This is a genomic window from Pseudomonas sp. NFX1 (genome assembly GCF_051123555.1).
Taxonomy (GTDB): domain Bacteria; phylum Pseudomonadota; class Gammaproteobacteria; order Pseudomonadales; family Pseudomonadaceae; genus Aquipseudomonas; species Aquipseudomonas capeferrum.
In genome coordinates, this window is sequence record NZ_CP169366.1 from 807,605 (window position 1) to 830,199 (window position 22,595).

Below are 22,595 nucleotides of genomic sequence, written 5' to 3' on the forward strand. Positions count from 1 at the left end.
GGGAACGCATCCATGTTCGAACGCCTGATCCAATTCGCCATCGAGCAGCGCCTGGTGGTGATGCTTGCCGTGCTGTTGATGGCCGCAGTGGGCATCCACAGCTACCAGCAACTGCCGATCGATGCAGTCCCGGACATCACCAACGTCCAGGTGCAGATCAATACCGCCGCGCCCGGCTACTCACCGCTTGAGACCGAGCAGCGCATCACCTTCGCCATCGAGACGGCCATGGCCGGCCTGCCTGGCCTGAAGCAGACCCGTTCGTTGTCACGTTCGGGATTGTCCCAGGTCACGGTGATCTTCGCTGACGGCACCGACCTGTTCTTCGCCCGGCAACTGGTCAATGAGCGCCTGCAAGTGGCGCGGGAGCAGTTGCCCGAGGGCATCGAGGCGGGCATGGGGCCGATTTCCACCGGGCTGGGGGAGATCTTCCTGTGGACCGTGGAGGCCGAGGAGGGCGCGCTCAAGGACGACGGTACGCCCTACACCCAGACCGATCTGCGCGTCATCCAGGACTGGATCATCAAGCCGCAGTTGCGCAACGTGCCCGGGGTGGCCGAGGTCAACAGCATCGGTGGCCATGCCAAGCAGTACCTGATCGCGCCCGAGCCCAAGCGCCTGGCCGCCTACAAACTCACCCTCAATGACCTGATCGCGGCGCTGGAGCGCAACAACGCCAACGTCGGTGCTGGGTATATCGAGCGCAATGGCGAGCAGTTGCTGATTCGCGCACCGGGCCAGGTGGACTCCGCCGAGGACATCGCCAACATCGTCATTTCCAGCGTCGATGGCACCCCCATACGCGTCAGCCATGTCGCGCAGGTTGGGCTGGGCCAAGAGCTGCGCTCCGGGGCCGCGACCGAAAATGGCCGGGAGGTGGTACTGGGCACGGTGTTCATGCTGATCGGCGAGAACAGCCGCACGGTCTCCCAGGCGGTGGCGGCCAAATTGGTCGATATCAACCGCAACCTGCCCAAGGGGGTAGTCGCGGTCACCGTGTATGACCGTACCAACCTGGTCGAAAAAGCCATCGCCACGGTGAAGAAAAACCTCATCGAAGGCGCGATCCTGGTCATCGCCGTGCTGTTTCTGTTCCTGGGCAACATCCGCGCCGCGCTGATTACCGCCATGGTCATCCCGTTGTCGATGCTGTTCACCTTCACCGGCATGTTCAGCAACAAGGTCAGCGCCAACCTCATGAGCCTTGGCGCGCTGGACTTCGGCATCATCGTCGATGGCGCGGTAGTGATCGTCGAAAACGCCATTCGCCGCCTGGCCCACGCGCAGCAACGCCATGGCCGCATGCTGACCCGGGCCGAGCGCTTCCACGAGGTGTTCGCCGCCGCCCGTGAAGCACGCCGCCCGCTGATCTACGGGCAGTTGATCATCATGGTGGTGTACCTGCCGATCTTTGCCCTGACCGGGGTCGAAGGCAAGATGTTCCACCCCATGGCCTTCACCGTGGTCATTGCCCTGCTGGGCGCGATGATCCTTTCGGTGACCTTCGTGCCCGCAGCAATTGCGCTGTTCGTGACCGGCAAGGTCAAGGAAGAAGAAGGCCTGGTCATGCGCTCTGCGCGCCAGCGCTATGCTCCGGTGCTTGGCTGGGTGCTGGGCCGCCGCAAGCTGGCGTTCAGTGCGGCGGCGGTGCTGGTGCTGTTGTCCGGGGTGATGGCCAGCCGCATGGGCAGCGAGTTCATCCCCAGCCTCAGCGAGGGCGACTTCGCCCTGCAAGCCCTGCGTGTGCCAGGCACCAGCCTGACGCAGTCGGTGGACATGCAGCAGCGCCTGGAACGGGCGATCATTGCCCAGGTCCCGGAGGTGGAGCGCGTGTTTGCCCGTACCGGTACCGCCGAAATCGCCTCCGACCCGATGCCGCCGAACATCTCCGATGCCTACGTCATGTTGCGCCCGCATGCGCAATGGGCAGACCCGGGTAAATCGCGTGAAGCATTGATTGCCGAGGTGCAGCGCGCCGCCGCCAGTGTGCCGGGCAGCAACTACGAGCTGTCGCAACCGATCCAGTTGCGCTTCAACGAACTGATTTCGGGCGTGCGCAGTGATGTGGCGGTGAAGATTTTCGGCGATGACATGGACGTGCTCAACCGTACCGCCGCAGAGGTCGCCAGCAGCCTGCAGAACGTACCAGGTGCTTCTGAGGTGAAGGTCGAGCAGACCACGGGCTTGCCGGTGCTGACCATTGACATCGACCGCGACAAGGCTGCCCGGTATGGCCTGAACGTGGGCGACGTGCAGGACGCCATCGCCATTGCCGTGGGCGGGCGCACGGCCGGCACGTTGTATGAGGGCGACCGGCGTTTCGACATGGTGGTGCGGCTGTCCGAGGCCTTGCGCACCGATGTCGACGGGCTTTCCGGCCTGTTGATTCCGGTACCGGCCAGCAGCGCAGCCGGTGCTGCCCAGATCGGCTTCATCCCGCTGTCGCAGGTGGCGTCACTGAACCTGCAGCTGGGGCCGAACCAGGTCAGCCGTGAGGATGGCAAGCGCGTGGTGGTGGTCAGTGCCAACGTGCGCGGGCGCGACCTTGGATCGTTTGTGCGCCAGGCCGAACAGGCCCTGATCGAGCAGGTGCAGATCCCGCCCGGTTACTGGACGCGCTGGGGTGGCCAGTTCGAGCAGTTGCAGTCGGCGGCCGAGCGCCTGCAGGTGGTGGTGCCGGTGGCTTTGCTGCTGGTGCTGGCGCTGCTGCTGATGATGTTCAACAACCTCAAGGATGGCTTGCTGGTGTTCACTGGTATCCCGTTTGCCTTGACCGGGGGGGTACTGGCGTTGTGGCTGCGGGATATCCCGATGTCCATTTCGGCCGGGGTGGGCTTTATCGCCCTGTCGGGGGTGGCGGTGCTCAATGGCCTGGTGATGATCGCCTTTATCCGCAGCCTGCGCGAGGAAGGGCGCACCTTGCGCACGGCGGTCGAAGAGGGCGCGCTGACGCGCTTGCGGCCGGTGCTGATGACCGCGCTGGTGGCATCGCTGGGGTTCATTCCGATGGCGTTGGCGACCGGGACCGGGGCAGAAGTGCAGCGGCCGCTGGCGACCGTGGTGATTGGCGGGATCCTGTCGTCGACAGCATTGACGTTGCTGGTGCTACCGGCGTTATACCAGTGGGCGTATCGGCGCGATGAGGAGGAGGAAGGCTGAGAATGCCGGGGCCGCGAGGCGGCCCCACAAGCTCAAACGTGACTACGCGCTGCACCCTGCACGCCGTCGACGCCTGCCTCATCATGCAGTGAAATCCGCGACGTCTCCGGCAGCGCCAACCCGCCCACCAGCGCCACCAGTGCAATCACCACCAGGTAGAATGCCGGTGCCAGGCTGCTGCCGGTCTGCCCGATCAACCAAGTAGCGACCAATGGCGCAGTGCCGCCAAACAGCGTATACGCGACGTTGTAGGTGATCGCCGAGGCGGTGTAGCGGGTCCGCGTCGGGAAGCTTTCCGACAGTAATGCCGCGGTCACCACGCCACTGCACAGCGCACCCACCGCCAGCAGAATCACCCCCAGCAGCGCCCCGAACAGCGAACCGGAACTGGCCAGCCAATACGCAGGGAACACGCAGATCATCACCCACAGGCAGGTAAAGCCAATGGTCTTGCGCCGCCCCACCCGGTCGGAAAACGCCCCAGCCAGCGGGCAGCCGACGGCGGCGAACAGCAAGGCCACGGTGGTTACCAGCAGCGACTGGGCGCGGGTCAGGTTGCCGACCAGCTGCAGGTAGGTGGCAAAGTAGGTGGTGAACATATAGAACGACAGCGCCGTCAGCGAGATGAACGCCCCCAGGTTGCGGATGGCCCGGCCATGGTTGCGCAGGGTCTCCTTGAGCGGTGAATGCTCATGTTCTTTGCCCTGTGCCACGGCTTCGCGGAACGCCGGGGTTTCCTCCATGCGCCAGCGCAGGTACAGGCCCACCAACCCCAGCGGGGCGGCGATCAGGAATGGCACGCGCCAGCCCCAGCTGCTCATGGCCTCGGCCGTCAGGCTGGCTTCCAGGCCATAGGCGATCACCGCCGCGCAGGCAAAGGCGGAAAAGGTCGAGACCGGCACGAAGCTGCCGTAGAACGCGCGCTTGTCGTTGGGCGCATGTTCCATCAGGTAGGCGCAGGCACCGGCGTACTCGCCGCCTGCCGAGAAGCCTTGCAGGCAACGGGCCAGGGTTAGCAGGACGGGGGCCGCCAGGCCAATGCTGGCATAGGTCGGCAGCAAACCGATCAAGGTGGTGGAGCCGGCCATCAACAAGATGGTCAGCGACAGAATGCGCTTGCGCCCAAGGCGGTCGCCCAGCGCGCCGAACACGACCCCGCCCAGCGGGCGCAGGGCAAACGCCACGGCAAACACGGCGAAGGTCTTGAGCAAGGCCACGCTGGCATCTTCACTGGCGAAGAACTGGCTGGCGATAAGGGTTGCGAGAAAGCCATAGACGGCGAAGTCGAACCACTCGACGAAGTTGCCGATGGCCGAGGCGGCGATCACCCGGCGCAGGGTGGCGGGGGATACCTCATGAGGTGTGGACATGCGGATGCTCTCCGGTTTCCATTGGCAGCCTGAATGAACGTGACACGGTCGGGCCGCGTCATCATTGTTGTGCTGTCCAGTAGAGCGGCGAGCGCCTGCGGGTGCTTCGTCGAGGGCGACATCGGGATACCTGTTTCAACCGTTCTGTAGGAGCGGCCTTGCGTCGCGAAAGGGTCGCGCAGCGGCCCCAGCAATCTCTGCGGCGAAGCTGAAATCCAGGGGCCGCTGCGCAGCCCTTTCGCGACGCAAGGCCGCTCCTACAGACCAACCATCCACGGGGCATAGTCGACTTCGCTGTAGCCTTCGGCCTTGCCCTGCTCGTTGCTGCTGAAGCCTGGCATCTTGCTCAGGTCGAGCTTCATGCAACGGCTGTTGAGTTGCGCCTGCAGGTTGCCGTCCAGGCGGAAGGCGTCCTCGCGCAGCGGGTTGGGGGAAAGCTGCACCAGGCAGCCGTCGACCTTGCCTTGTGCGTTGGCCTGGTAGAACACCGAGGCCTTGCCGATGCTGGTGACCGGCAGATCGCGCAGCAGTTGTTGCCAGAAGTACTCGCGTTGGGCAATGGCCCGGTAGCGGGCGGTGCCGGGGGCCTGAACCGCGCGAGGCAGCTGGACGATGATCGGCGCCCGCACTTCGACGGTTTCATCGTCGTTGTACAAGGCCGCCGGTACGACGGGGTAGATGGTCTTCCAGCACAGGGCTTCGACCAGGTTAGCCAGCGCCTGATGGTCGGTGGGCGTTACATCGGCAGGCAGCAGCGCGCCATACTTGAACGGGGCTTTTTCGGCCTTGCAGGCGACCGGCGCGCTTTGCCGGTCGAAGGTGACCTGTAGCGTAACGGCGCCCATCTGCTCGCCGGTTGGGGCCAGGGCGATGCTCCGCTGCAAGGCTTGCTGCATGTTGACGGTGAACGTTTTCAGGGCTTGCGGATCGACGTCTGTCGGTCGGTCGGCGGAAGGGGACGATTGGCAGCCAATCAGGGTAATCAGGGCCGCGCCGAGAAGGGCGGGGGGCAGTGTCTTGTACACGTGAACGTCCTTGCTGAAGCGGTAGCCGGGTGTCTTCATGAGCCGGCTGATCATGAAGGTGGAAGCTTATCACTGGCAGCCCTGTCGCGAGGTAACCCCCGCGCCAGAGCCGGTCGGTCAGAAGCGCATATCCAGCGCCAGCTCGAAGGTGCGCGGGGCGCCCATGTAGTACTGGCTGCTGTAGGCTTGCTTGGCATACACCTCGTCGGTCAGGTTGCGCACCCGCCCGGTCACCGTGGTGTGCTCATCCAGCCGGTAGCGCGCGAAAGCGCCGAACAGCGTGTAGGCCGGCGCCTTGAGGGTGTTGGCGTTGTCGGCATAGACCGAGCCCACGTAGCGCCCATCGACCCCTGCCGACCACGCCTGGGTGAAGCTGTAGGTCAGCCACAGGTTGCCGACGTTGGCCGGTACGTTGACCGGGGCATTGCCCTTGCGCGATACCGATACCCCGTTGACCGCTTCGTTGAATGCATCGTACTGCGCATCGACGTAGGCGTAGTTGGCCTCGGCCAGCAGCTTGGGCGTGACCTGCAACCGCCCGGACAGCTCGACACCGCGCGAGGTCTGCTGCCCGGCCTGCACCGTCAGGTTGGCGTCGTTGGAGTCGCGCACGGCAAAGTCCTTGCGCACGATCTGGTACAGCGCCAGGGTGGCGGCGCCGCGGCCGTCGAGGAAGTCGAACTTGCTGCCGACTTCCCATTGCTCACCTTTGGACAGGTCGAACAAGCCCACGTTGGAATAGGTCGCCGCCGCCAGCGAACCGGCCGGCAAATCCGCAGAGCTGCTGTACTGGGCGTATACGCTGGCGGTGGGGGTCAGCGCGTAGGTCAGGCCGATGCGCCCGGAAAGCGGCTCCCAGCGGCGCTCGAAAAACGCCGGCGAAGTCGGCGAGACTGCGCCATAGTTGGTCACTTGCATGTCCAGGTAGTCGTAGCGCAGGGCAGTCAGCAAGGCCAGGCGATCGGTCAGTTGCAGGCGGTTTTCGGCGAACACCGCGCGGTTGGTGACTTCGTGGCGGCGCTGTTTGGTCAGCCCGGCATTTACCCCTGGGATATCGTCGAAACTGCCAGGGTCGAAATGGTCGGCGTCGACGACGTCGCTCCAACTGCTCGACGTCGGGTAGAGGGTCTGGCGCATGCGCGAGTACTCCAGCCCCAGCGACCACTGGCTGGCGAAGCCGAACAGCGTGTTGTCATGGCGCAACTCGATGCGATCGCCCAGCAGGTTCTGGTCGTGGCTTTGCAGGTAGGGGCTGCTGCGCTGCACCTTGCCATCGGTGGTGTAGCTGTAGCGTTCGACGTTGCGGTAGTCGCGCTGGGCGTTGTAGTGGTACAGCGTATTCTGCACGCTGGTGCTGTCGCTGAGCTGGTAGTCGAGGATCGAGCGCAGCCAGCGTACCCGCTGCTCGTAGCGACCGTCAGCGACGTTGTAGTTTTCAAAGCGGCGGCTTTTGTCGATTTTCATCGTGCTGCGCCCGGGCAGGATCGGCGAGCCCCAGTAGGGGCTGTCTTCGCGGTCTTCCTGATACTCCAGCGCCAGGGTGTGGGTCAGGTTGGGCGCCAGGTCGCTGAGCAGCGAGAATGCCAGGCTGTCGCTGTGTCGCTGGTTGCGGTCGATGTAGCCATTGCCCTGGCCCCGGCTGAAATCCAGGTGCATGAAGTGGCGGGCATCGGCGGGGTTGCTGGCCAGTGCCTGGTTGATGCCGAACGCCACCTCCGAGTCATCGTAACTGCCATAGCGTACGCGCCCGTCGAGGGTCTGCTGGTCACGGCTGGCAAGCTTGGTGATGTAGTTGATCGAGCCGCCCACGGCACCTGCGCCATGCAGGAAGGATGACGGCCCGCCAATCAGTTCGACCCGGTCGAGCACCCAGGCATCCACGGGCCGGGTGGCGCTGCTGTAGCCCAGGTTGATGCCGTTGTAGAGCTGGGTGACCTGGTTCTGGGTGAAACCCCGGTAGGCGACGAAGCCGCCGTAACCTGGGTTGGCCGAGGCGTTGACGCCGGTCATGGCGTTGATCACGTCCTGGCTGTCCTTGGCGTCGCGCGCCTCGATCAGGCGGCGGTCCGAGACGCTGACTGACGCGGGGGTTTCCCGCGCGGTGAGGCCCAGGCGCGAGCCGGTGCGTATCGGCTCGTCCAGTTGCACGCCGGAAGGGGTGTCGCGTTCGCCATCGATGGTGGTGGCGTTGAGTTCGAGCGGGGCGTTGTCGGCCCAGGCGAATGTGCAAGTGCCCATGAGGAGCACCAGGGAGGTATTGCGGATCATGTTGTCGTGTCTTCCACGCAAAGGTCATGGCTGACCACCCGCGCGCACTGAGGCGCGCCGGGTCGAGGTCAGGCGAACTGAATGGCGGCGTGAAGCACAGCGGGGGAGGCGCGGGGGTTGAGGGCGGGGCGTAAGTAGCGTGGCGGCGGTTGTGCCCAGCTGCGCACGACGATGGGTGAGCTGGCCCCGGCCTGGGTGGGCATGAACGCCCAGCAGGTGTGGGCAAGCGGTACTGCCAGGCCGAACGAGGAGCATACCGGGCAGTCGAGTTGGGCCATGTGCTGGTCACCACCGGCGTGATCCAGGTCGATGGCCGGGCCATGCTCACTGCTGATCGAGCAGAAACCGCCTTCCAGGCCAGCCAGGCGCAGGCCGCCCATCTGGCCGTGATGCAGGCCGCACAGCAACAGGCTGAACAGGACGCTGGCATAGAGCGTCCATGCGGTCAGCGTGCGGGTCTGCCGGGTGGTTTTCATGGCGGCGAATCTATCACCCGGATGAGTGGTCGGGTAGCCCTGATCACTCAAAATGCTCGGGTCTGTAGGCAATAGCCCACACAGGCCCGTGCTACAGCAACGAGGTAGGGCGTGTTCCAGGTTCGCTCAAGCTGCCCGCTCCAGCACATCCAGCAGGTCGGCAAATTCCAGCGTCAACTTGTGCCGCGGCGCCAGATGCACCAGCGGCACCGACACCTGATGCGACTCGCGCATCTTGATCGAGCTGCTCAGGTACACCGGCAGCACCGGCACGCCTTCCCCCCGCAATTGATCGACCAGGGTCTGATGCAGTGCCGTACGCCCGGCGAACTGGTTGACGACAATCCCTTCCACCTGCAGCGTCGGGTTATGGTCCTGACGCAGTTCTTCCACCTCGGCCATGACGCTGTGCAGCGCCTGGCGCGAGAAGCTGTCGCAATCGAACGGGATCAGCAAGCGTTCGGCGGCCACCAGCGCGCTGAAGGTGTAGAAGTTCAGCGCCGGCGGCGTGTCGATATAGATCCGCTCGTAATCTTCGGCCAGTTCCACCAGCAGCTTGCGCAGCTTGTTGATCTTGAACTTGCTCTCCAGCTTGCTTTGCAGGTCGGTAAGGTCAGGGCTGGCGGTGATCAGGTGCAAGTTGCTGTAGCGGGTCTCGGTGATGGCCACGCGGTGCTTCTTGCCGTGCGCGGTGGCGGGTGACAACGTCTGGCGGAAGAAATCGGCAATGCCCGAGGGGATGGCGTCATTGACCAGCCCGGTCAGGTAGTAGGTGGCATTGGCCTGCGGGTCGAGGTCGACGAGCAAGGTGCGATAGCCTTCAGCGGCACTGGCGGCCGCCAGGTTGCAGGCAATGCTTGATTTGCCCACGCCACCTTTCTGATTGAAAACCACACGACGCATGAGACGCTCATCCATGAAGAGTGAAAATGTCAGGTTGGGGTCAATCCTATGACTGAAACACGACAGTTTTATGACAAGGCTTGTAACAACTCATGGGGCGAGCGGGCTGTATGGGTTCAGCGCTATAAACCCTCGACGCACACCCGATTGCGCCCCTGTTGTTTTGCGCTGTAAAGCGCCCGGTCTGCCTTGCTCAATGCATCGCCAGGCTCGCTGCCTGCATGGCCAGGCCAATGCGCCACGCCCAGCGACACGGTTACCGCCCCCACCGGTTCTACCGGCGTATCCTGCACCGCCACCCGCAGCCGCTGCGCCACCGCTGCGGCAACCTCCAGGCTGGCCCCCGGCAGCAGCATGAGAAACTCCTCGCCGCCGGTGCGACACAGCAGGTCGCCTTCGCGGCAACAACGCCGCATCAGCTCGGCCAGCCGCTGCAGCACCTGGTCGCCGACCTCATGCCCATGCCCATCATTGACCCGCTTGAAGTGGTCGATATCCAGCACGATGGCCGAAAATGCCCGCCCTTCGGCCTCCAGCAGCGACAGGCTGAAATCCAGGCTGCGGCGGTTGCCCAGCCCGGTCAGCGGGTCGGTCTGGGCATCGCGGTTCAGCCGGCCGATGCGCTCTTGCAGCAGGTTGAGCCCGAATAGCAGCGCACGTTTGAGTTCGGCCGCCTCGAAGTACCAGGCCGGCACCCGATGCAGGCGCTCGGCGGTGCCCGCGCGGTCCATCGACCTGGCCCCGGCCGCCAGTTGCCAGAGTGGCCGGGCGATGGTCATTGCCAGCCACCACAGCACCAGGCTGCCGACCAATGCCAGCGGCGCGGAGGTGCCCACCACGTTGAGCACAAGGCGGCTCAGCGGTGCCACGGTCTGTTCCAGCGGTTGCTGCGCCACCACCCCCCAGCGAGCGCTCGGCACCGTGGCGAAGCCTGCCAGCATGGGCACGCCTTGGCTGTTGGTGAGCTGGCGGGTACCGCTGTCCAGTGTCGCCAGTTGATCGATCAGCGCGTTGCCTTCCACCACCGTGCCTACTCGCTGGCTGTCCGGGTGATAGAGCAGGCGGCGATTGCGGTCGACCACATAGAGGTACGAGCCATCCTTGTAGAAGTGCTCGCCCAGCAGGCTGTTGAGGATGTTGCGCTCGCGCAGGTACAGGCTGCCGCCGACGTACCCCAGGTAGCGGCCATTGCTATCGAAGATGGGTTGCGAGAGTGCCACCACCAGGTTGTTGGCGGCTGACAGGTAGGGTGTCGAAACCAGCGCCCTGCGCTCATGCAAGGCTTCCTGAACACCGGGTGACTGCACCTTGGTGTTCAGGTAGTGGCGCAATGTAGCAGGGGATATGGCCCGCAGGATGCCTTGGGCATCGACCACGAAGGTCGAGTTGAAGGCCATGCCCTGGTGCAACACGCGATCGGTTTCTGCCTGCAGGGCGTCGGCATCGGCCAATTGGTTGGCTTGTACCCCGGCGCTGAACGCCAACTGCCGCAAGGCGTTGGCGATGAAGGTCTCGGTGATCGAGGCCAGTTTTGCTGCATACACCCGGTTGGCCTCCAGGGCGTGGTCGATCAGCAACTGACGCTGAACCCGATAGCTGGCGAAATAACTGGCGCAGAGCATGACCAAGGCGGTCAGGGCGCAAAGAACCAGAATGAGCGAGCGTAGATCCAGGCGCAATCCGTGCTTGGTGTGTGTCAATCCTGACCTCGCTGGTACGAAAAGGGAGTAACCCTGCTTTTTATAGGTGTAGTGGGCTATTGTCGCCGCAGCCGCGTGCAACGTCGATCAGGAACCTGACTTTTCCTTCGCCAGTGCATCCAGCTCATCCTCGACGTCTTGCATGCGCTGCTCGACCAGTGCCTGTACCTTCGCGTCACGGGCGGTTTCGCGCATCAGGGCGGTCAGCTTCTCGCTCAGGCGTTTGCCAGCCTCGGTGTCTTCCATGGCGCGGGCCTTGGCTGGGTCCTGCATGGCTTCGACGATGCTGGCGAATTCGGCGTCGCTGAAGTTCTTCTCGCTGTAGAGCTTGAACAAGTCCTGGCGCTGGTCGTCGACCGTCAGGTGCTTGCGCAGGACATCCCGGATGCTCGCTTCGGGCACTTGCGGGTAGCGGCGTGACAGCAGCGCCGCCATGCGGTCGATGTTGTGTTCATAGGCGTCCTGCAGTGGCAGTTGCGCCAGTATCTGCTCATCGCGAGAGGGTTTCTGGTCGCAGGCGGCGAGGGCCGCGGTCAGTAGCAGTGGCAGCAGCAACGTCTGGAAGCGGGGCATGGAATGGCCTGGTGGGCGGTCAAGACCTCGGATTATAGCGAGGTCGGCCAGACCGCGACGACCCCTGAATTTGCCAGGGGGCGGCCCGCTGCGGTAGAACCTTTGCCCTCACTCCCAAAGCCTTTGCCCCCATGCCGAACTGGATCATCCAAGCCGTCCCGCAGGCAGCCATCGACGAAGTCGTGGCTTTCGTCGACAGCGCCCGCCGCGAGCTCTTCCCCCTGCTCGCCGCTGCACCGTTGCCCAATGACCTGGCTCGTTTTGCCGAGACCTACCTGGACGGCGAAGGCGTGTTCCTCGAAGCCCGCGATCAGGGCCGGCTGGTGGCGGTGATTGGCTATGTCCCCTATGACCATCGCTTTGCCCAGCTTGCGTATCAGCGCATGCACGTGGTCGAGGTGGTGCGCCTGTTCGTCTTGCCGGCGTATCGCCGGCATGGGCTGGCCGCGGCGTTGTTCGCCGCGTTACGCCAGGCGGCCGAGCAGGCGGGCGTCGAGTGCCTGTACCTGCACACGCACCCGTTTCTGCCGGGAGCGATTACGTTCTGGCAGCGCCAAGGGTTCGCGGTGATCGATGTGGAGCAGGACCCGATCTGGCAAACCACCCATATGCAATTGCAGTTGGCATGAGCTGCGCGTAACCGTTCAGAAACCCCCTACAGCTGGCGTTCTGCTGTGCTCAACGCGTTCATTTCAAAAGCACGCCAGCTTGCTTACCTTCCCGCTCACAGCTCGAACCATGCACAAGCGGGAGAATCGCCGATGCCACACATGGCCTTGTACAAGCTCAAACTGCTGGATGAATTCGAAGACCGTAGGGACCTATGGTCATTCGGCCACTTCGAAAACAGGCTGATGGACTTGTGGCGAGGTGCCACGCGTCACGACGCCAAGGGCATCATCAATACGGCGCACAAGGAAGGGCGTTGGCCCAGGACCGTGAAGCGCTACCTGCTGACCAACTACAAGGCATTCGGCAATGTCAGCGCAGAGTTGGGCCAGACGTTTGCCGAAGTGCTTGTGTCGATGACGGCGCAGGAAAAGGCCGAGTGGGGGGTGCAGGCGCAATCCGCTGCGGCACCTTGACCCTGGGAGCTGCTTCGAGGCGTGTCAGAACCCGCCCCCCAGCGGCCACTCGACTGCCAGGCGAATCTGATCACCGTCGAGCTCCGCCTGCGCCGTGTTGCCCCGGTGTGCATTATGGCGAATCGAGAACGTGGTGCCCTTGGCCTTGCCACTTTGCACCACATACCGCGCCTCAAGGTCGCGCTCCCAATGCTTGCCGCCCTTGCCGTAGCCCAGGTACGCATAGCCGCCAGCGGGGTCGACATGCGTGCCATCGATATCGAACCCGCGCACATACAGCGCCGTCAGGTTCAAACCCGGCACCCCGTAGGCGCCCATGTTCAGGTCATACCGCGCCTGCCATGACTTTTCATTTGGCGCGTTGAAGTCCGACATCTGCACGGCGTTGCCAATGAAGATCGCGCCGCGCGTCACATAGTCGAACGGCGTATTGCCGTCCACCTGCTGCCAGCCCAGGCTGAAACCGTGCGGCCCCTGGTTGTAACGCGAGACCAGGCTCCAGGTGGTGTTGTCGATGCGCCCGGACAGCGCCTTGCCGGTGTCGGTGGTGCGGTACAGGTTGAGGTCCAGGCTCAGGCTGCGGCGCTGGTCCAGGGCGTGGGTGAGGGTGCTGCCCAGGTAGTGCTGGTTCCAGCTATCCTCGTAACGTGAGGTATACAGGCTCGCGTTGAAGGCCGCGCTGGGGTTCCAGACCACGCCGGCCAGGTCGAAGCTGTTGCCCTGGCGGCCATTGGAGTAGTTCACCACGAACCCCTGATCGTGGCTTGAGGCGTTGCGGTCCGTGCTTTCGTTGAAGTGGCCGGCGACCAGTCGGAGCGTGTCGATCTCGCGACTGCTGAGGAAAAAGCCGGTGGCGGTCTCGGGCAGCAAACGGCTGTCGGACGAACTGAACACCGGGGTCTTTACCCGCTGCTCGCCGTAGGACAGCACCGTATTCGACACCCGCACCTTCAGCGCAGCGCCGGCTCGGCTGTATTCGTTTTTCGGGTGCCCATCGTTGTCGACACCCAGCAGGCGCGCCTTGCCGACACGGCCACCGCCACTGTCGAGCTGTACGCCCAGGTAGGCATGGGCATCGACACCGACGCCAACCAGGCCCTGGGTGAACCCGGACTGGAACGTACCCATCAACCCGTAAGCCCATTCCTCAGCCTTGCCGCTGCGTTCGCTTCGGGGCTTGTAGGCATTGCGGCCACTGCTGTTGCGCCCGCCGTGCCGGTAATCGCGTTGGTCGAATACGCTGCGGTTAAGCAGGCTCCAACTGCCGTCTTCAATGAAGCCCCTGCTGTTGGACTGGGCGGAGTCAGCCGTTGCGAAAGGGGTAAGCCCCACCAGTGGAAGCGCCAACAACAGGCGCTTCATTGCCCAGCCCCCAGCTTCTGCAGTTGCGCAGCAAAGCGGGCTTGCGCCCGTGCAGGCAGGTTGGCCGGCAATTCGGCAGGCGCCGCGTCACCCACCTGAATGACCATCACCATGCCCATCGCCAGGTGCGGAATGCACTGGATGCCGTACACGCCCGGCACGCTGAACTGGTGCTCGTAAGGCTGGTTCAATTTGCTCTTGAACGCCTGCGCCCCCTGCGGCAGCAACCCTGGCACGCTGGCAGCGTTATGCCCGCTCATGGTCGGCAGAAAGCGCACCGTGTCCCCGGCTGCGATGCGCAGGTGATCGGGCTCGTAGACCATCGCACCCTGGGTGCCACGGTTGAGCATCTTCACTTCGTGCACCTCTGCCAGCACGGCAGGGGCAAACAGGGTGCTGGCGAGCAGCAGGGCGACAGGGCGCAACAGCATGGTGGGAACTTCCTGGTTCAGGGGGCGCGAAAACGCAGAATGCGCGCGCCGTCGAAGGGGTCGGTGAGGTAGTGCGCGTGCACGCCGAAGGTACTCAGCAGGCGCTCGGGGGTGAGCACGTCGAGCGGCTTGCCCAGGGCGACCAGGCGGCCTTGGTCGAGCACCGCGACGCGGTCGCAGGTCAGCGCCTGGTTGAGGTCGTGCAGGGCTACCAAGGTGGTGACCGGCAGCGCCTGGACCTGTTGCAGCAGGCTCAACTGGTGCTGGATGTCCAGGTGGTTGGTTGGCTCGTCGAGCAATAGCACCTGCGGGCGTTGGGCCAGGGCGCGGGCAATGTGCACGCGCTGGCGTTCGCCACCTGAAAGCGAATGCCACAGGCGCGTGCGCAGGTGCAGGGCGTCAAGGTCGGCCAAGGCCTGCTCGACGATGGCACGGTCCTGGCTAGCGAACGGCGCCAGGGCCGACAGCCAGGGGGTACGGCCCAGGGCTACCGCGTCGTATACGCTGATCGCATCAGCTGTGTCCGCCTGCTGCTCGACCAGTGCCAGGGCCTGGGCAATGCGCCGGCGTGGCAGCTGCGCCAGCGGCTCACCCAGCAGGTCGACACGGCCACTGCCAGGCTTGCGCAAGCCCGCCAGCAGTTTTAGCAGGGACGATTTGCCAGAGCCGTTAGGGCCGACGATGGCCAGCGTTTCGCCCTGGATAGCGGCCAGCTCGATGTCGCGCAGCACGCTACTGCCGCCCAGCTGCAAGCCCAGGCCCTGACAGGCAAGCGGGGCGATCTGCAGGTTGGCCATGACGGTCATGGGCGCCCCCGTCGGCTGACCAGTATCAGCGCGAACACCGGTGCGCCGATCAGCGCGGTGACCACGCCCACCGGGATCACCTGGCCTGTGATCAGCGTGCGCGACAGGATATCCGCAGTGATCAGAAACAATGCCCCACCCAGTGCGCTGGCCGGCAGCAGGCGGCTATGCCCGGGGCCGAGCAGCAAGCGCAGGGCGTGGGGGATCACCAGCCCGACAAAACCGATGGCGCCGACGATGGACACCATCACTGCGGTCACCAGCGCGGCGCAACTGATCAACAGCAATTGGGTACGCCGCACCGGGATCCCCAGTGACGCCGCCGAATCGGTGCCGAAGGTGAAGGCATCCAGTGCGCGGCGATGCCACAGGCACACCACCAGCCCGAACAGCGCCACCGGCAATGCCAGCCACACCGACGGCCAGCGCACGCCGCTGAGGTTGCCCAGCAGCCAGAACAGAATGCCGCGTGCCTGTTCGGCGGTGGCCGACTTGGTGATGAGAAAGGCGGTAAGGGCGGTGAACAGCTGCGAGCCGGCAATGCCGGCAAGGATCACCTGAGCATTGTTGTTGCTTGGCCCGGCAGCGCGGGCCAGCACCAGCACCAGCGCGAACGCCGCCAGCGCGCCGATGAAGGCACCGCCAGACATGCTCAGGGCCACGCTGCCCAGCCCCAGCAGGCCGACCAGCACCGCGCCGGTCGAGGCGCCAGCGGACAACCCCAGCAGGTAGGGTTCGGCCAGCGGGTTGCGCAGCAGCGCCTGCAGGATCACCCCGCACGTGGCCAGCCCGGCGCCGCAGGCGGCTGCCACCAGGGTGCGGGTCAGGCGGTAGTTCCAGACGATCCCGGCGTCGATCGGGTCGACCGGGTAACCGGCCTGCCACAGGTGATTGGCCAGCACCTGGTAGACCACGCTAGGCGCCAGGTCGCTCTCGCCGATCGCGGTACCGGCCAGCAGCGCGGCGCACAGGGCTGCCAAGGCCAGGACGCTGTAAGGCAACAAGCGGCTCATCACTGTGCCGCTTTACCGCTGGCGAACGCCGCAGACAGGGTCTGCAAGCCTCGGAACAGGCGGATGCCGGCCTGCATGGCGTCGGCGTCGAGGACGATGATGCGGTCGTGCTTCACCGCGTCCATGTTGCGGGTTACCGGGTCGTTGCGCAGGAATTCGAGTTTTTTCTGGTAGTCGTCTGCCGGGAAGCGGCGGCGGTCCATGCGGGCGATGATCAGCCAGGTCGGGTTGGCCTTGGCCAGGGTTTCCCAGCCCACGGTCGGCCATTCTTCGGTGGACTCGACCACGTTGCGTACGCCCAGGGTGCGCAGCATGAAGTCGGCGACGCCTTGGCGGCCAGCCACATAGGGGTCGATATCCAGGTCGGCGCTGGAGAACCAGAACAGCGCCGAGGTGTTGGACAGGTCCTTGCCGGCCAGTTGCGCCTTGGCGCTGTCCAGGCGGCCCATGAGGTCGGCGTTCAGCGCCGCACCGCGGTCCTGCACGTCGAAGATCTCGGCCAGCTGGCTGACGCTTTTATAGATGCTGTCGACCTGGAATGCCTGCAGGCGGGTGCCATCGGCACCCACCAGGTTGTCCTTGCCTTCGCAGTCCGACGGCAACAGGTAGGTCGGGATCTTCAACTCGTCGAACTGTTCACGGGTACCCACCACGCCTTGTGCGCCGACCATCCACTCGAATTGCACTGCCACCAACTGCGGACGCTTGCCTACCACAGCCTCGAAGCTCGGGTCGTTGTCGGCCAGGCGCTCGACCCTGTCGTTCATGGCCTTGAACTCGGGCAGCACGTTGTTGAACCACAGCGACGTGCCCGCCAGCGTGTGGCCCAGGCCCAGTGCATAGAGGATTTCGGTGCCGGCCTGGCCGATGGTGACCGCACGCTCGGGGGCGTGGGCGAAGGTCTGTGGCATGCCGCAGTTGTCGACCGTGAGCGGGTAGTGGGTGGCAGCGGCCTGGGCCAGGCCGGTGAGGCCGAGGCCAGCGATCAGGGCGGCAATACGGGGCAGCATGGTGGGCGATCTCCTATCGAATGGTTCACGGCATGAACGCACGGACAGGCATCGCCGATGCCCCTTGCGCAGGGCAGGGGGCAGCACCCGCAAACGGGTGGAGATGGCCATCCCGGACACCCCGCCGGTTGGTGGATTTTCGCCGGCAGGTCTCCTGACTGGTGCGTCATGGCCCGGCTCCAGCCTTCCCGGATTGATCCAGTGGCATCGATGGAGCAGGCTCGGCACCTACAGTTGCGGGGGCAGTTCCGTTTGGCCCGGTGACGGGCCTGGGATTCCCTATTGATTCCGTGGTGGAAACCGGCGGCCCGCATGGTAGACCATCAGGCAGCCGGGTGAAAACGCTTTTCAGAAGTACTTCAGCAAGGTGATGTCACGCCGCCGTGCCTTCAAACGGGCGAACCCGCGTACCGGCAGGTACAGCGACACGGCCAGCAACGCGGCACTCAGCCACACCGCGGTGATGCCGTCGAAGCCGAAATAATCACCCTGGTTGTGGCCGAACAGGGCGACGCAGGCCAGGTACAACAGCTTCAGCACATACAGGTGCAGCAGGTAGAAAAACATCGGTGCTGCGCCGTACACCGCAAGGGCGCTGATCCAGCGCGCCTGGCCGACGCGCTCGAAGCCGCGCAACAGCAGCAGGCCGCAGCCTAGCGTGAGGGCGAGGAACAGCAAGCTGGGCGGGTACTTGGTGATGTTGAAGAAGCTCATCAGCGTCTGCGTCAACGTCGGGTACCCGCTCCAGGGCGCTTCGCCATAGCCGTTGAGCATGCGCAGCACGATAAAGCCGAGCAGCGCGATCGCCCCGGCCAGCAACAGCCGGTGTTGGCGTTGACCTGCGTCGCTGTTGCGGGCGAACCAGGGGCCGAGGCCGTAGCCCAGGGCGATCACGCCGATCCAGGGCAGCACGGGGTACGAGGTGCGCAGGCGCAGGTTGTCGGAAAACGCCAGCCAGCCGCGGTCATGCAGGATCGCCCACGGCACGTGCATGGCCGATTCTGCGCCGAAGTGCAGGTGGTCGAGCAGGTTGTGGCCGCCGACGATGATTGCACCCAGGGCGATCAGCGCAGCACGTGGCAACCACACCAGCAGCGACAGCGCGATCATGCTCACGCCGATGGCCCAGATCACTTGCAGGTAGACCACGCTGGGGGGCAGCTGGAAGGTCCAGGCGAAGTTGACCAAGGTGAACTCCAGCACCACCAGAAACAGCCCGCGCTTGAACAGGAAGGCGCAGACGTCGCTGCGGCCCTGATACTTCTCGCCATACAACCAGGCCGACAAGCCAGTCAGCAGGACGAACACCGGCGCACACAGGTGGGCCAGGGTGCGGCTGAAGAACAGCGATGGGTCGGTGGCGTCGATGGCCATCGGGTCGCTGACCTGGCTATGCAGGAAAAAGGTCTCGCGGACGTGGTCCAGGAGCATGAACAGGATCACCAGGCCACGCAGGGCATCGATGCTCTGCAGGCGCTGGGTGAGGAGAGTGGGGGTTGCGCTGGCGCTGGTCATGAGGGGTCGCTGGTAGGAATGGAGTGTTGTTATGAAATGTTATCTTATATCTTTATTCGGGTTTCCGGCAATGACGGTTTAGGTTGAATTCAGCCGTGCACCCCACCAACTACCTTGCGCGTCAATTTCTGGCGCCCCAGAAATACCCTTTAAAAACATCACATTGCGCGTTCTAACTGATTTCTTTTCGAACTTTCTCGACAGCGTGTGTCTCGAACCGATCGTTCATCATTTATTCACAAGTCATGGAGACTCCACGCATGTCCGCTCGTCATCTGCTGCGTCACACCTGCCTGCTCGCCTTGATCGCATCGCCCCTGGCGGCCACCGCCGCGCCCAGTACCGACCCCCTGTTCACCTTCGGCCTGCTGGGTGCCTACGACAAATTCAAGTTCGAAGGGGGAAGCGAAACCGACAAGGAGCACCTGGGCCAGGGCGGTGTGTTCGCTACCTTCGGCAACAAGATGACCGCCGAATCCGGCTTCATCTATCAGGTCGGCGCCGAGGCCAAGTACGGCAAGAAGAACGACAACAAACTCAAGGAAGCCCAGGCCGATCTCGACCTCGGCTGGCGTGCGGCGCTGGATGCCCGCAACTTCGTCGACGTGACCGTGGGCGGTGGTTACAGCTGGTCGCGCTTCGAGCCCGAAATCAACGACCTGGATACCAAACTCACGGTCAAATCGCCCTTCGCCAAGGCCGCGCTGGGCTACAACCACCAGTTCGACGCCTCGACCCTGCGAGTGGAAGTGGGGGCACGGCATACCCTCGATGGCCGGGCGCGCCTGAAGGTGGATGATTTTGGCAGTGACAGCGTGGACCTCAAGGACCGCACCAACCCTTATGCCGAGGTAACGCTGCTGATGAACCAGCAGGGCGGTATGCCGGTGCAGGCCGGGGTCTACTACACCCGCACTGAATACAAGCTCGATGGCGACTCGCCTGTGGCGGACAACACCAAGCTCAAGCGTGACGAGTTTGGTTTCAAGGTCGGCTTGGCGTTCTAAGCCGCGATTGGCCAACGCCGTGGGGTGTGTAGGAGCCGCGCAAGCGTGCTCCTACCGCCGGGTTGACGGTTAACGCCCGCGCCGCCGGGACACCCGGGCCTCGATATTCTTGCGCCCGATCAGCAAGGCGGGTTTTTCCACCACGGGCTCATCCGCCAGCCACTTGTACATCACCAGGCAATCCACCAGGCCCAGGCGGGCGTGGCGGAATGCCTTGGGCAGGCGGCCGACGGTGTCGAAGCCAAGCTTGTGCCACAGCGCCACGGCCACTTCGTTGCTGGCCACGACCGAATTGAACTGCAACGCAAGAAACCCTTCCTGACGCGCCAGCTTCTGCGAATGCTCGCACATGGCACGGGCCACGCCACGGCCGCGTGCGGCCTCGCACACCATGTAGCCACAGTTGCCCACATGGGCACCGGGGCCGGCGGCATTGGCTTTGAGGTAGTACGAGCCCAGCAGCTCACCGGCGTCCTCCAGCACCCACGTATGCAGGGGTAGCTCCAGCCATAAGTGCCGGGCCTGTTCGAAGCTCAAGGCGGGGTCGAAGGCGTAGGTTTCGCGGGCCTGGACAATGGCCTGGAAGGTGGGCCAGAAGCGCTCGAAGTCCTCAAGCGTCATGGGGCGGATGTGGCTCATGGTGGATCCTGCAATGGCTGGCCGCCAAGTCTGGGTGGCGCGGCGCCATCGCGCAAGGGCGATGCGCCGCGTGGGCTCAGCCGGTGGCCTTGCCGACTGCATCCATGGCGCGTGCCGAGTAGACCAGTGCGGCCCCGGCATTCATCGCCACGGCCACACCGAGGGCCTCGGCGATCTCTTCGCGGCTGGCGCCGTGTTTCACCGCTTGCTGCGAGTGCACGGCGATGCAGCCGTCGCAGCGGGTGGTCACGGCCACCGCCAGGGAGATCAGCTCTCGGGTCTTGGCGTCCAGGTGGTTGGTCTTGGCGCCCGCACCGCTGGCGGTCATGTAGCCGGCCACGGTGTCGGGGGACAACTGCTTGAGGTCGCCGATGCCGGCCATCAACTGCTTACGGTAGGCGTCCCAGTCCATCATGCTCATCGTCTTCACCTTGGGAGGGATTGCGAGTGGAGCTTTCAGGCTAGTCGATGTTAGGGATGCCTGTGTGCTGTCTGTGTAGGAGCGGCCTTGCGTCGCGAATGGGCTGCGTAGCGGCCCCTGTATTTCAGCGTCACTGCAAGTACCCAGGGGCCGCTACGCAGCCCGTTCGCGACGCAAGGCCGCTCCTACAACGACAGCACCCACGCCGAAGCGTCAGATGTAGATAAACACCAGTACCAGCGCTGCGACCACCGCCCACTTCTCCAGGTAGTAGCGCATGCGGTTGCGCTTTTTCAGCGCCTTGCCGCGCTCGCGGATCTTGTAGATGCGGGTGAACAGCCGGTTGATGCCGCCGGTCTTGTCGTTGGCATCGTTGGGCGCGGCAGCGGCAGCCATGACGTTGCGGCTGAACCAACGGTTGAATGCGGTTGCCCAGCGGTACTTGAGCGGGCGCTCGACATCGCAGAACAGGATGATGCGGTTGTGCTCGGTGGTGTTGGCGGCGTAGTGGATGTAGGTTTCATCGAAGATCACCCCCTCACCGTCGCGCCACGAATACTTCTCGCCGTCCACATCGATGTAGCAGCCGTCGTCGTTCGGCGTGTCCAGGCCCAGGTGGTAGCGGTAAGACCCGGCATACGGGTCGCGGTGGCGCACCAGCTTGGCGCCCGGCGGCAGGGTGGCGAACATCGCCGCCTTGACCGTGCCGATCCCTTGCAGCAACTCGGTGGTACGCGGGCACAGGGCCATGGCAGACGGGTGGCTTTCGCCGTACCACTTCAGGTAGAAGCGCTTCCAGCCGGTCTTGAAGAACGAGTTGAAGCCCACGTCGTCATAGTTCTCGGACTTCTTGATTTCGCCCACGTGCAGCAACTGCTGAGCCTCGGCACGAATTTCCTGCCAGTGATCCTGCAGCGGTTGCAGTTCAGGGAAGGCCTCGACCGGCAGGTAAGGTTTGGCCGGGTGCTTGGAAAACAGGTACAGGAAGCTGTTGACCGGCGCCAGGAAGCTGGAGTGGTCGCCCAGCTGGCGAGTCAGCTTGTGACGAACCCGACCGCGCAGGTGAACATAGGCGATCGAGAGAACGAAAAGGAGTACGAGTGCAATTTTCATGGACGTTTACTTGTCGAAAAATGGCCATGCGCCATGGCATAAGCTCGCCAGCATAAACAATCATGGGGGCAGTTTGTACTTATTGTTACGTGACTACCGCGCGACTTAGGTGTAATGGCCTAGCGCTTGCGCAAACGATTCACGCCAAGGAGATCACATGGTTCAGGACGCTCGCGCCAGTGGCGCCCCCTTCAAACGGCTGTTTTTCGCCTTGCCGGTCAGCGATGCCCAGCGCCGTGCCCTGGCCCAGTGGCGGCGCGGCTTGAACCTGCGCAGCGGCAAGCCGGTACCGGCCGACAACTTCCATGTGACGCTGCTGTTTTTGGGGGATGTGGACACTGCCCTGGTGCCGGCGATCTGCGCTGCGGTCGACGTGCTCAAGCGCCCGGCTGCGCCGCCGCGCCTGTTGCTTGACCGCTTGCAGGCTTGGCCGCGCGCCGGCGCCCTGGTGCTTGAGCCGCAACAAACGCCGCCGGCCTTGTTGCAGCTGGTCTATGGCTTGCAGCAGGCGCTGCTGCCCTTGGGCTTGGAGGCGGCGAGCCGCGAGTACCGCCCACACCTGACCTTGTCCAGGGACTATCGCGGCCAGCCGCCAGAGGCCGCCAGCGCCCCGGAGTTCTTCCTGGCCGCGCGGCATTTCACCCTGTACGAGTCGCGCAAGGGCGTTTACTGGCCGCTTGCGCAATGGCCGATGGCCGACTGACGCCTGCTCGGAACGT

21 protein-coding genes and 1 riboswitch are annotated in these 22,595 nt (G+C 64.2%); of the genes, 5 read left to right on the top strand and 16 right to left on the bottom strand.

Annotated elements, in window-relative coordinates; all coding sequences use genetic code 11:
- Positions 1 to 12: 12 nt before the first annotated feature.
- Complete coding sequence (locus DJ563_RS03570; protein WP_434518830.1) at positions 13 to 3,159, top strand: CusA/CzcA family heavy metal efflux RND transporter; 3,147 nt, start codon at positions 13 to 15, stop codon at positions 3,157 to 3,159.
- A 32-nt stretch (positions 3,160 to 3,191) separates the two neighbouring features.
- Here DJ563_RS03570 and DJ563_RS03575 read toward each other — a convergent pair whose 3' ends face one another.
- From DJ563_RS03575 to DJ563_RS03605, 7 genes are all read right to left on the bottom strand, one after another.
- The gene (locus DJ563_RS03575; protein ID WP_274100427.1) at positions 3,192 to 4,529 is read right to left on the bottom strand and encodes an MFS transporter; all 1,338 of its coding nucleotides are present in this window, start codon (positions 4,527 to 4,529) and stop codon (positions 3,192 to 3,194) included.
- Between the two features lie 257 nt (positions 4,530 to 4,786).
- Positions 4,787 to 5,593, bottom strand: a complete 807-nt coding sequence (locus DJ563_RS03580) for a hypothetical protein (protein ID WP_434518831.1) — start codon at positions 5,591 to 5,593, stop codon at positions 4,787 to 4,789.
- Between the two features lie 78 nt (positions 5,594 to 5,671).
- Positions 5,672 to 7,822: a TonB-dependent receptor gene (locus DJ563_RS03585; RefSeq protein WP_434518832.1), complete on the bottom strand. Its 2,151-nt coding sequence runs from the start codon at positions 7,820 to 7,822 to the stop codon at positions 5,672 to 5,674.
- Positions 7,823 to 7,890: 68 nt separating this feature from the next.
- Complete coding sequence (locus tag DJ563_RS03590; protein WP_434518833.1) at positions 7,891 to 8,298, bottom strand: DUF2946 family protein; 408 nt, start codon at positions 8,296 to 8,298, stop codon at positions 7,891 to 7,893.
- A 126-nt stretch (positions 8,299 to 8,424) separates the two neighbouring features.
- Complete coding sequence (locus DJ563_RS03595) at positions 8,425 to 9,201, bottom strand: ParA family protein (RefSeq protein ID WP_033698961.1); 777 nt, start codon at positions 9,199 to 9,201, stop codon at positions 8,425 to 8,427.
- Between the two features lie 122 nt (positions 9,202 to 9,323).
- Entirely contained in the window at positions 9,324 to 10,901 is a 1,578-nt protein-coding gene (locus DJ563_RS03600; RefSeq protein WP_274099215.1) for a sensor domain-containing diguanylate cyclase, read from the bottom strand.
- An 87-nt stretch (positions 10,902 to 10,988) separates the two neighbouring features.
- On the bottom strand, positions 10,989 to 11,474 hold the full coding sequence (locus tag DJ563_RS03605) for a hypothetical protein (protein WP_434518834.1): 486 nt from the start codon (positions 11,472 to 11,474) through the stop codon (positions 10,989 to 10,991).
- 131 nt (positions 11,475 to 11,605) lie between these two features.
- Here DJ563_RS03605 and DJ563_RS03610 point away from each other — a divergent pair, with 131 nt between their 5' ends.
- The gene (locus tag DJ563_RS03610; RefSeq protein WP_274099217.1) at positions 11,606 to 12,103 is read left to right on the top strand and encodes a GNAT family N-acetyltransferase; all 498 of its coding nucleotides are present in this window, start codon (positions 11,606 to 11,608) and stop codon (positions 12,101 to 12,103) included.
- Between the two features lie 132 nt (positions 12,104 to 12,235).
- Positions 12,236 to 12,559: a hypothetical protein gene (locus DJ563_RS03615; RefSeq protein WP_274099218.1), complete on the top strand. Its 324-nt coding sequence runs from the start codon at positions 12,236 to 12,238 to the stop codon at positions 12,557 to 12,559.
- Between the two features lie 24 nt (positions 12,560 to 12,583).
- Here DJ563_RS03615 and DJ563_RS03620 read toward each other — a convergent pair whose 3' ends face one another.
- The 6 genes from DJ563_RS03620 to DJ563_RS03645 all read right to left on the bottom strand — a co-directional run bounded on the left by DJ563_RS03620 (position 12,584) and on the right by DJ563_RS03645 (position 18,696).
- On the bottom strand, positions 12,584 to 13,921 hold the full coding sequence (locus tag DJ563_RS03620; protein ID WP_274099219.1) for an OprD family porin: 1,338 nt from the start codon (positions 13,919 to 13,921) through the stop codon (positions 12,584 to 12,586).
- Positions 13,918 to 14,352, bottom strand: a complete 435-nt coding sequence (locus tag DJ563_RS03625) for a pseudoazurin (protein ID WP_274099220.1) — start codon at positions 14,350 to 14,352, stop codon at positions 13,918 to 13,920. Before DJ563_RS03625 ends, DJ563_RS03620 begins: the two co-directional genes overlap by 4 nt.
- A 17-nt stretch (positions 14,353 to 14,369) precedes the next feature.
- On the bottom strand, positions 14,370 to 15,158 hold the full coding sequence (locus DJ563_RS03630) for an ABC transporter ATP-binding protein (RefSeq protein ID WP_274099221.1): 789 nt from the start codon (positions 15,156 to 15,158) through the stop codon (positions 14,370 to 14,372).
- Positions 15,155 to 16,171 (bottom strand): FecCD family ABC transporter permease, encoded by a 1,017-nt coding sequence (locus tag DJ563_RS03635; RefSeq protein ID WP_274099222.1) that lies wholly within the window; start codon positions 16,169 to 16,171, stop codon positions 15,155 to 15,157. Before DJ563_RS03635 ends, DJ563_RS03630 begins: the two co-directional genes overlap by 4 nt.
- On the bottom strand, positions 16,171 to 17,181 hold the full coding sequence (locus tag DJ563_RS03640) for an ABC transporter substrate-binding protein (RefSeq protein WP_274099223.1): 1,011 nt from the start codon (positions 17,179 to 17,181) through the stop codon (positions 16,171 to 16,173). The genes DJ563_RS03635 and DJ563_RS03640 overlap by 1 nt, the downstream gene beginning before the upstream one ends.
- A gap of 127 nt (positions 17,182 to 17,308) precedes the next feature.
- Positions 17,309 to 17,501: riboswitch (cobalamin riboswitch) on the bottom strand.
- Between the two features lie 28 nt (positions 17,502 to 17,529).
- Positions 17,530 to 18,696 (bottom strand): DUF1624 domain-containing protein, encoded by a 1,167-nt coding sequence (locus DJ563_RS03645; protein WP_434518835.1) that lies wholly within the window; start codon positions 18,694 to 18,696, stop codon positions 17,530 to 17,532.
- A 260-nt stretch (positions 18,697 to 18,956) separates the two neighbouring features.
- Here DJ563_RS03645 and DJ563_RS03650 point away from each other — a divergent pair, with 260 nt between their 5' ends.
- A complete protein-coding gene (locus DJ563_RS03650; RefSeq protein WP_186654882.1) occupies positions 18,957 to 19,703 on the top strand; it encodes an outer membrane beta-barrel protein in 747 nt (248 codons plus the stop codon).
- Positions 19,704 to 19,772: 69 nt separating this feature from the next.
- On the opposite strand, the gene DJ563_RS03655 is transcribed toward DJ563_RS03650, so the two are convergent.
- The 3 genes from DJ563_RS03655 to lpxO form a co-directional block, all read right to left on the bottom strand.
- Complete coding sequence (locus DJ563_RS03655) at positions 19,773 to 20,342, bottom strand: GNAT family N-acetyltransferase (protein ID WP_434518836.1); 570 nt, start codon at positions 20,340 to 20,342, stop codon at positions 19,773 to 19,775.
- A 76-nt stretch (positions 20,343 to 20,418) separates the two neighbouring features.
- Positions 20,419 to 20,763 (bottom strand): carboxymuconolactone decarboxylase family protein, encoded by a 345-nt coding sequence (locus DJ563_RS03660; protein WP_033698936.1) that lies wholly within the window; start codon positions 20,761 to 20,763, stop codon positions 20,419 to 20,421.
- Positions 20,764 to 20,976: 213 nt separating this feature from the next.
- A complete protein-coding gene (lpxO, locus tag DJ563_RS03665) occupies positions 20,977 to 21,876 on the bottom strand; it encodes a lipid A hydroxylase LpxO (RefSeq protein ID WP_033698934.1) in 900 nt (299 codons plus the stop codon).
- Between the two features lie 157 nt (positions 21,877 to 22,033).
- Between lpxO and thpR the strand changes: the two genes are divergently transcribed.
- Complete coding sequence (thpR, locus tag DJ563_RS03670; protein WP_434518837.1) at positions 22,034 to 22,579, top strand: RNA 2',3'-cyclic phosphodiesterase; 546 nt, start codon at positions 22,034 to 22,036, stop codon at positions 22,577 to 22,579.
- Positions 22,580 to 22,595: the final 16 nt, after the last annotated feature.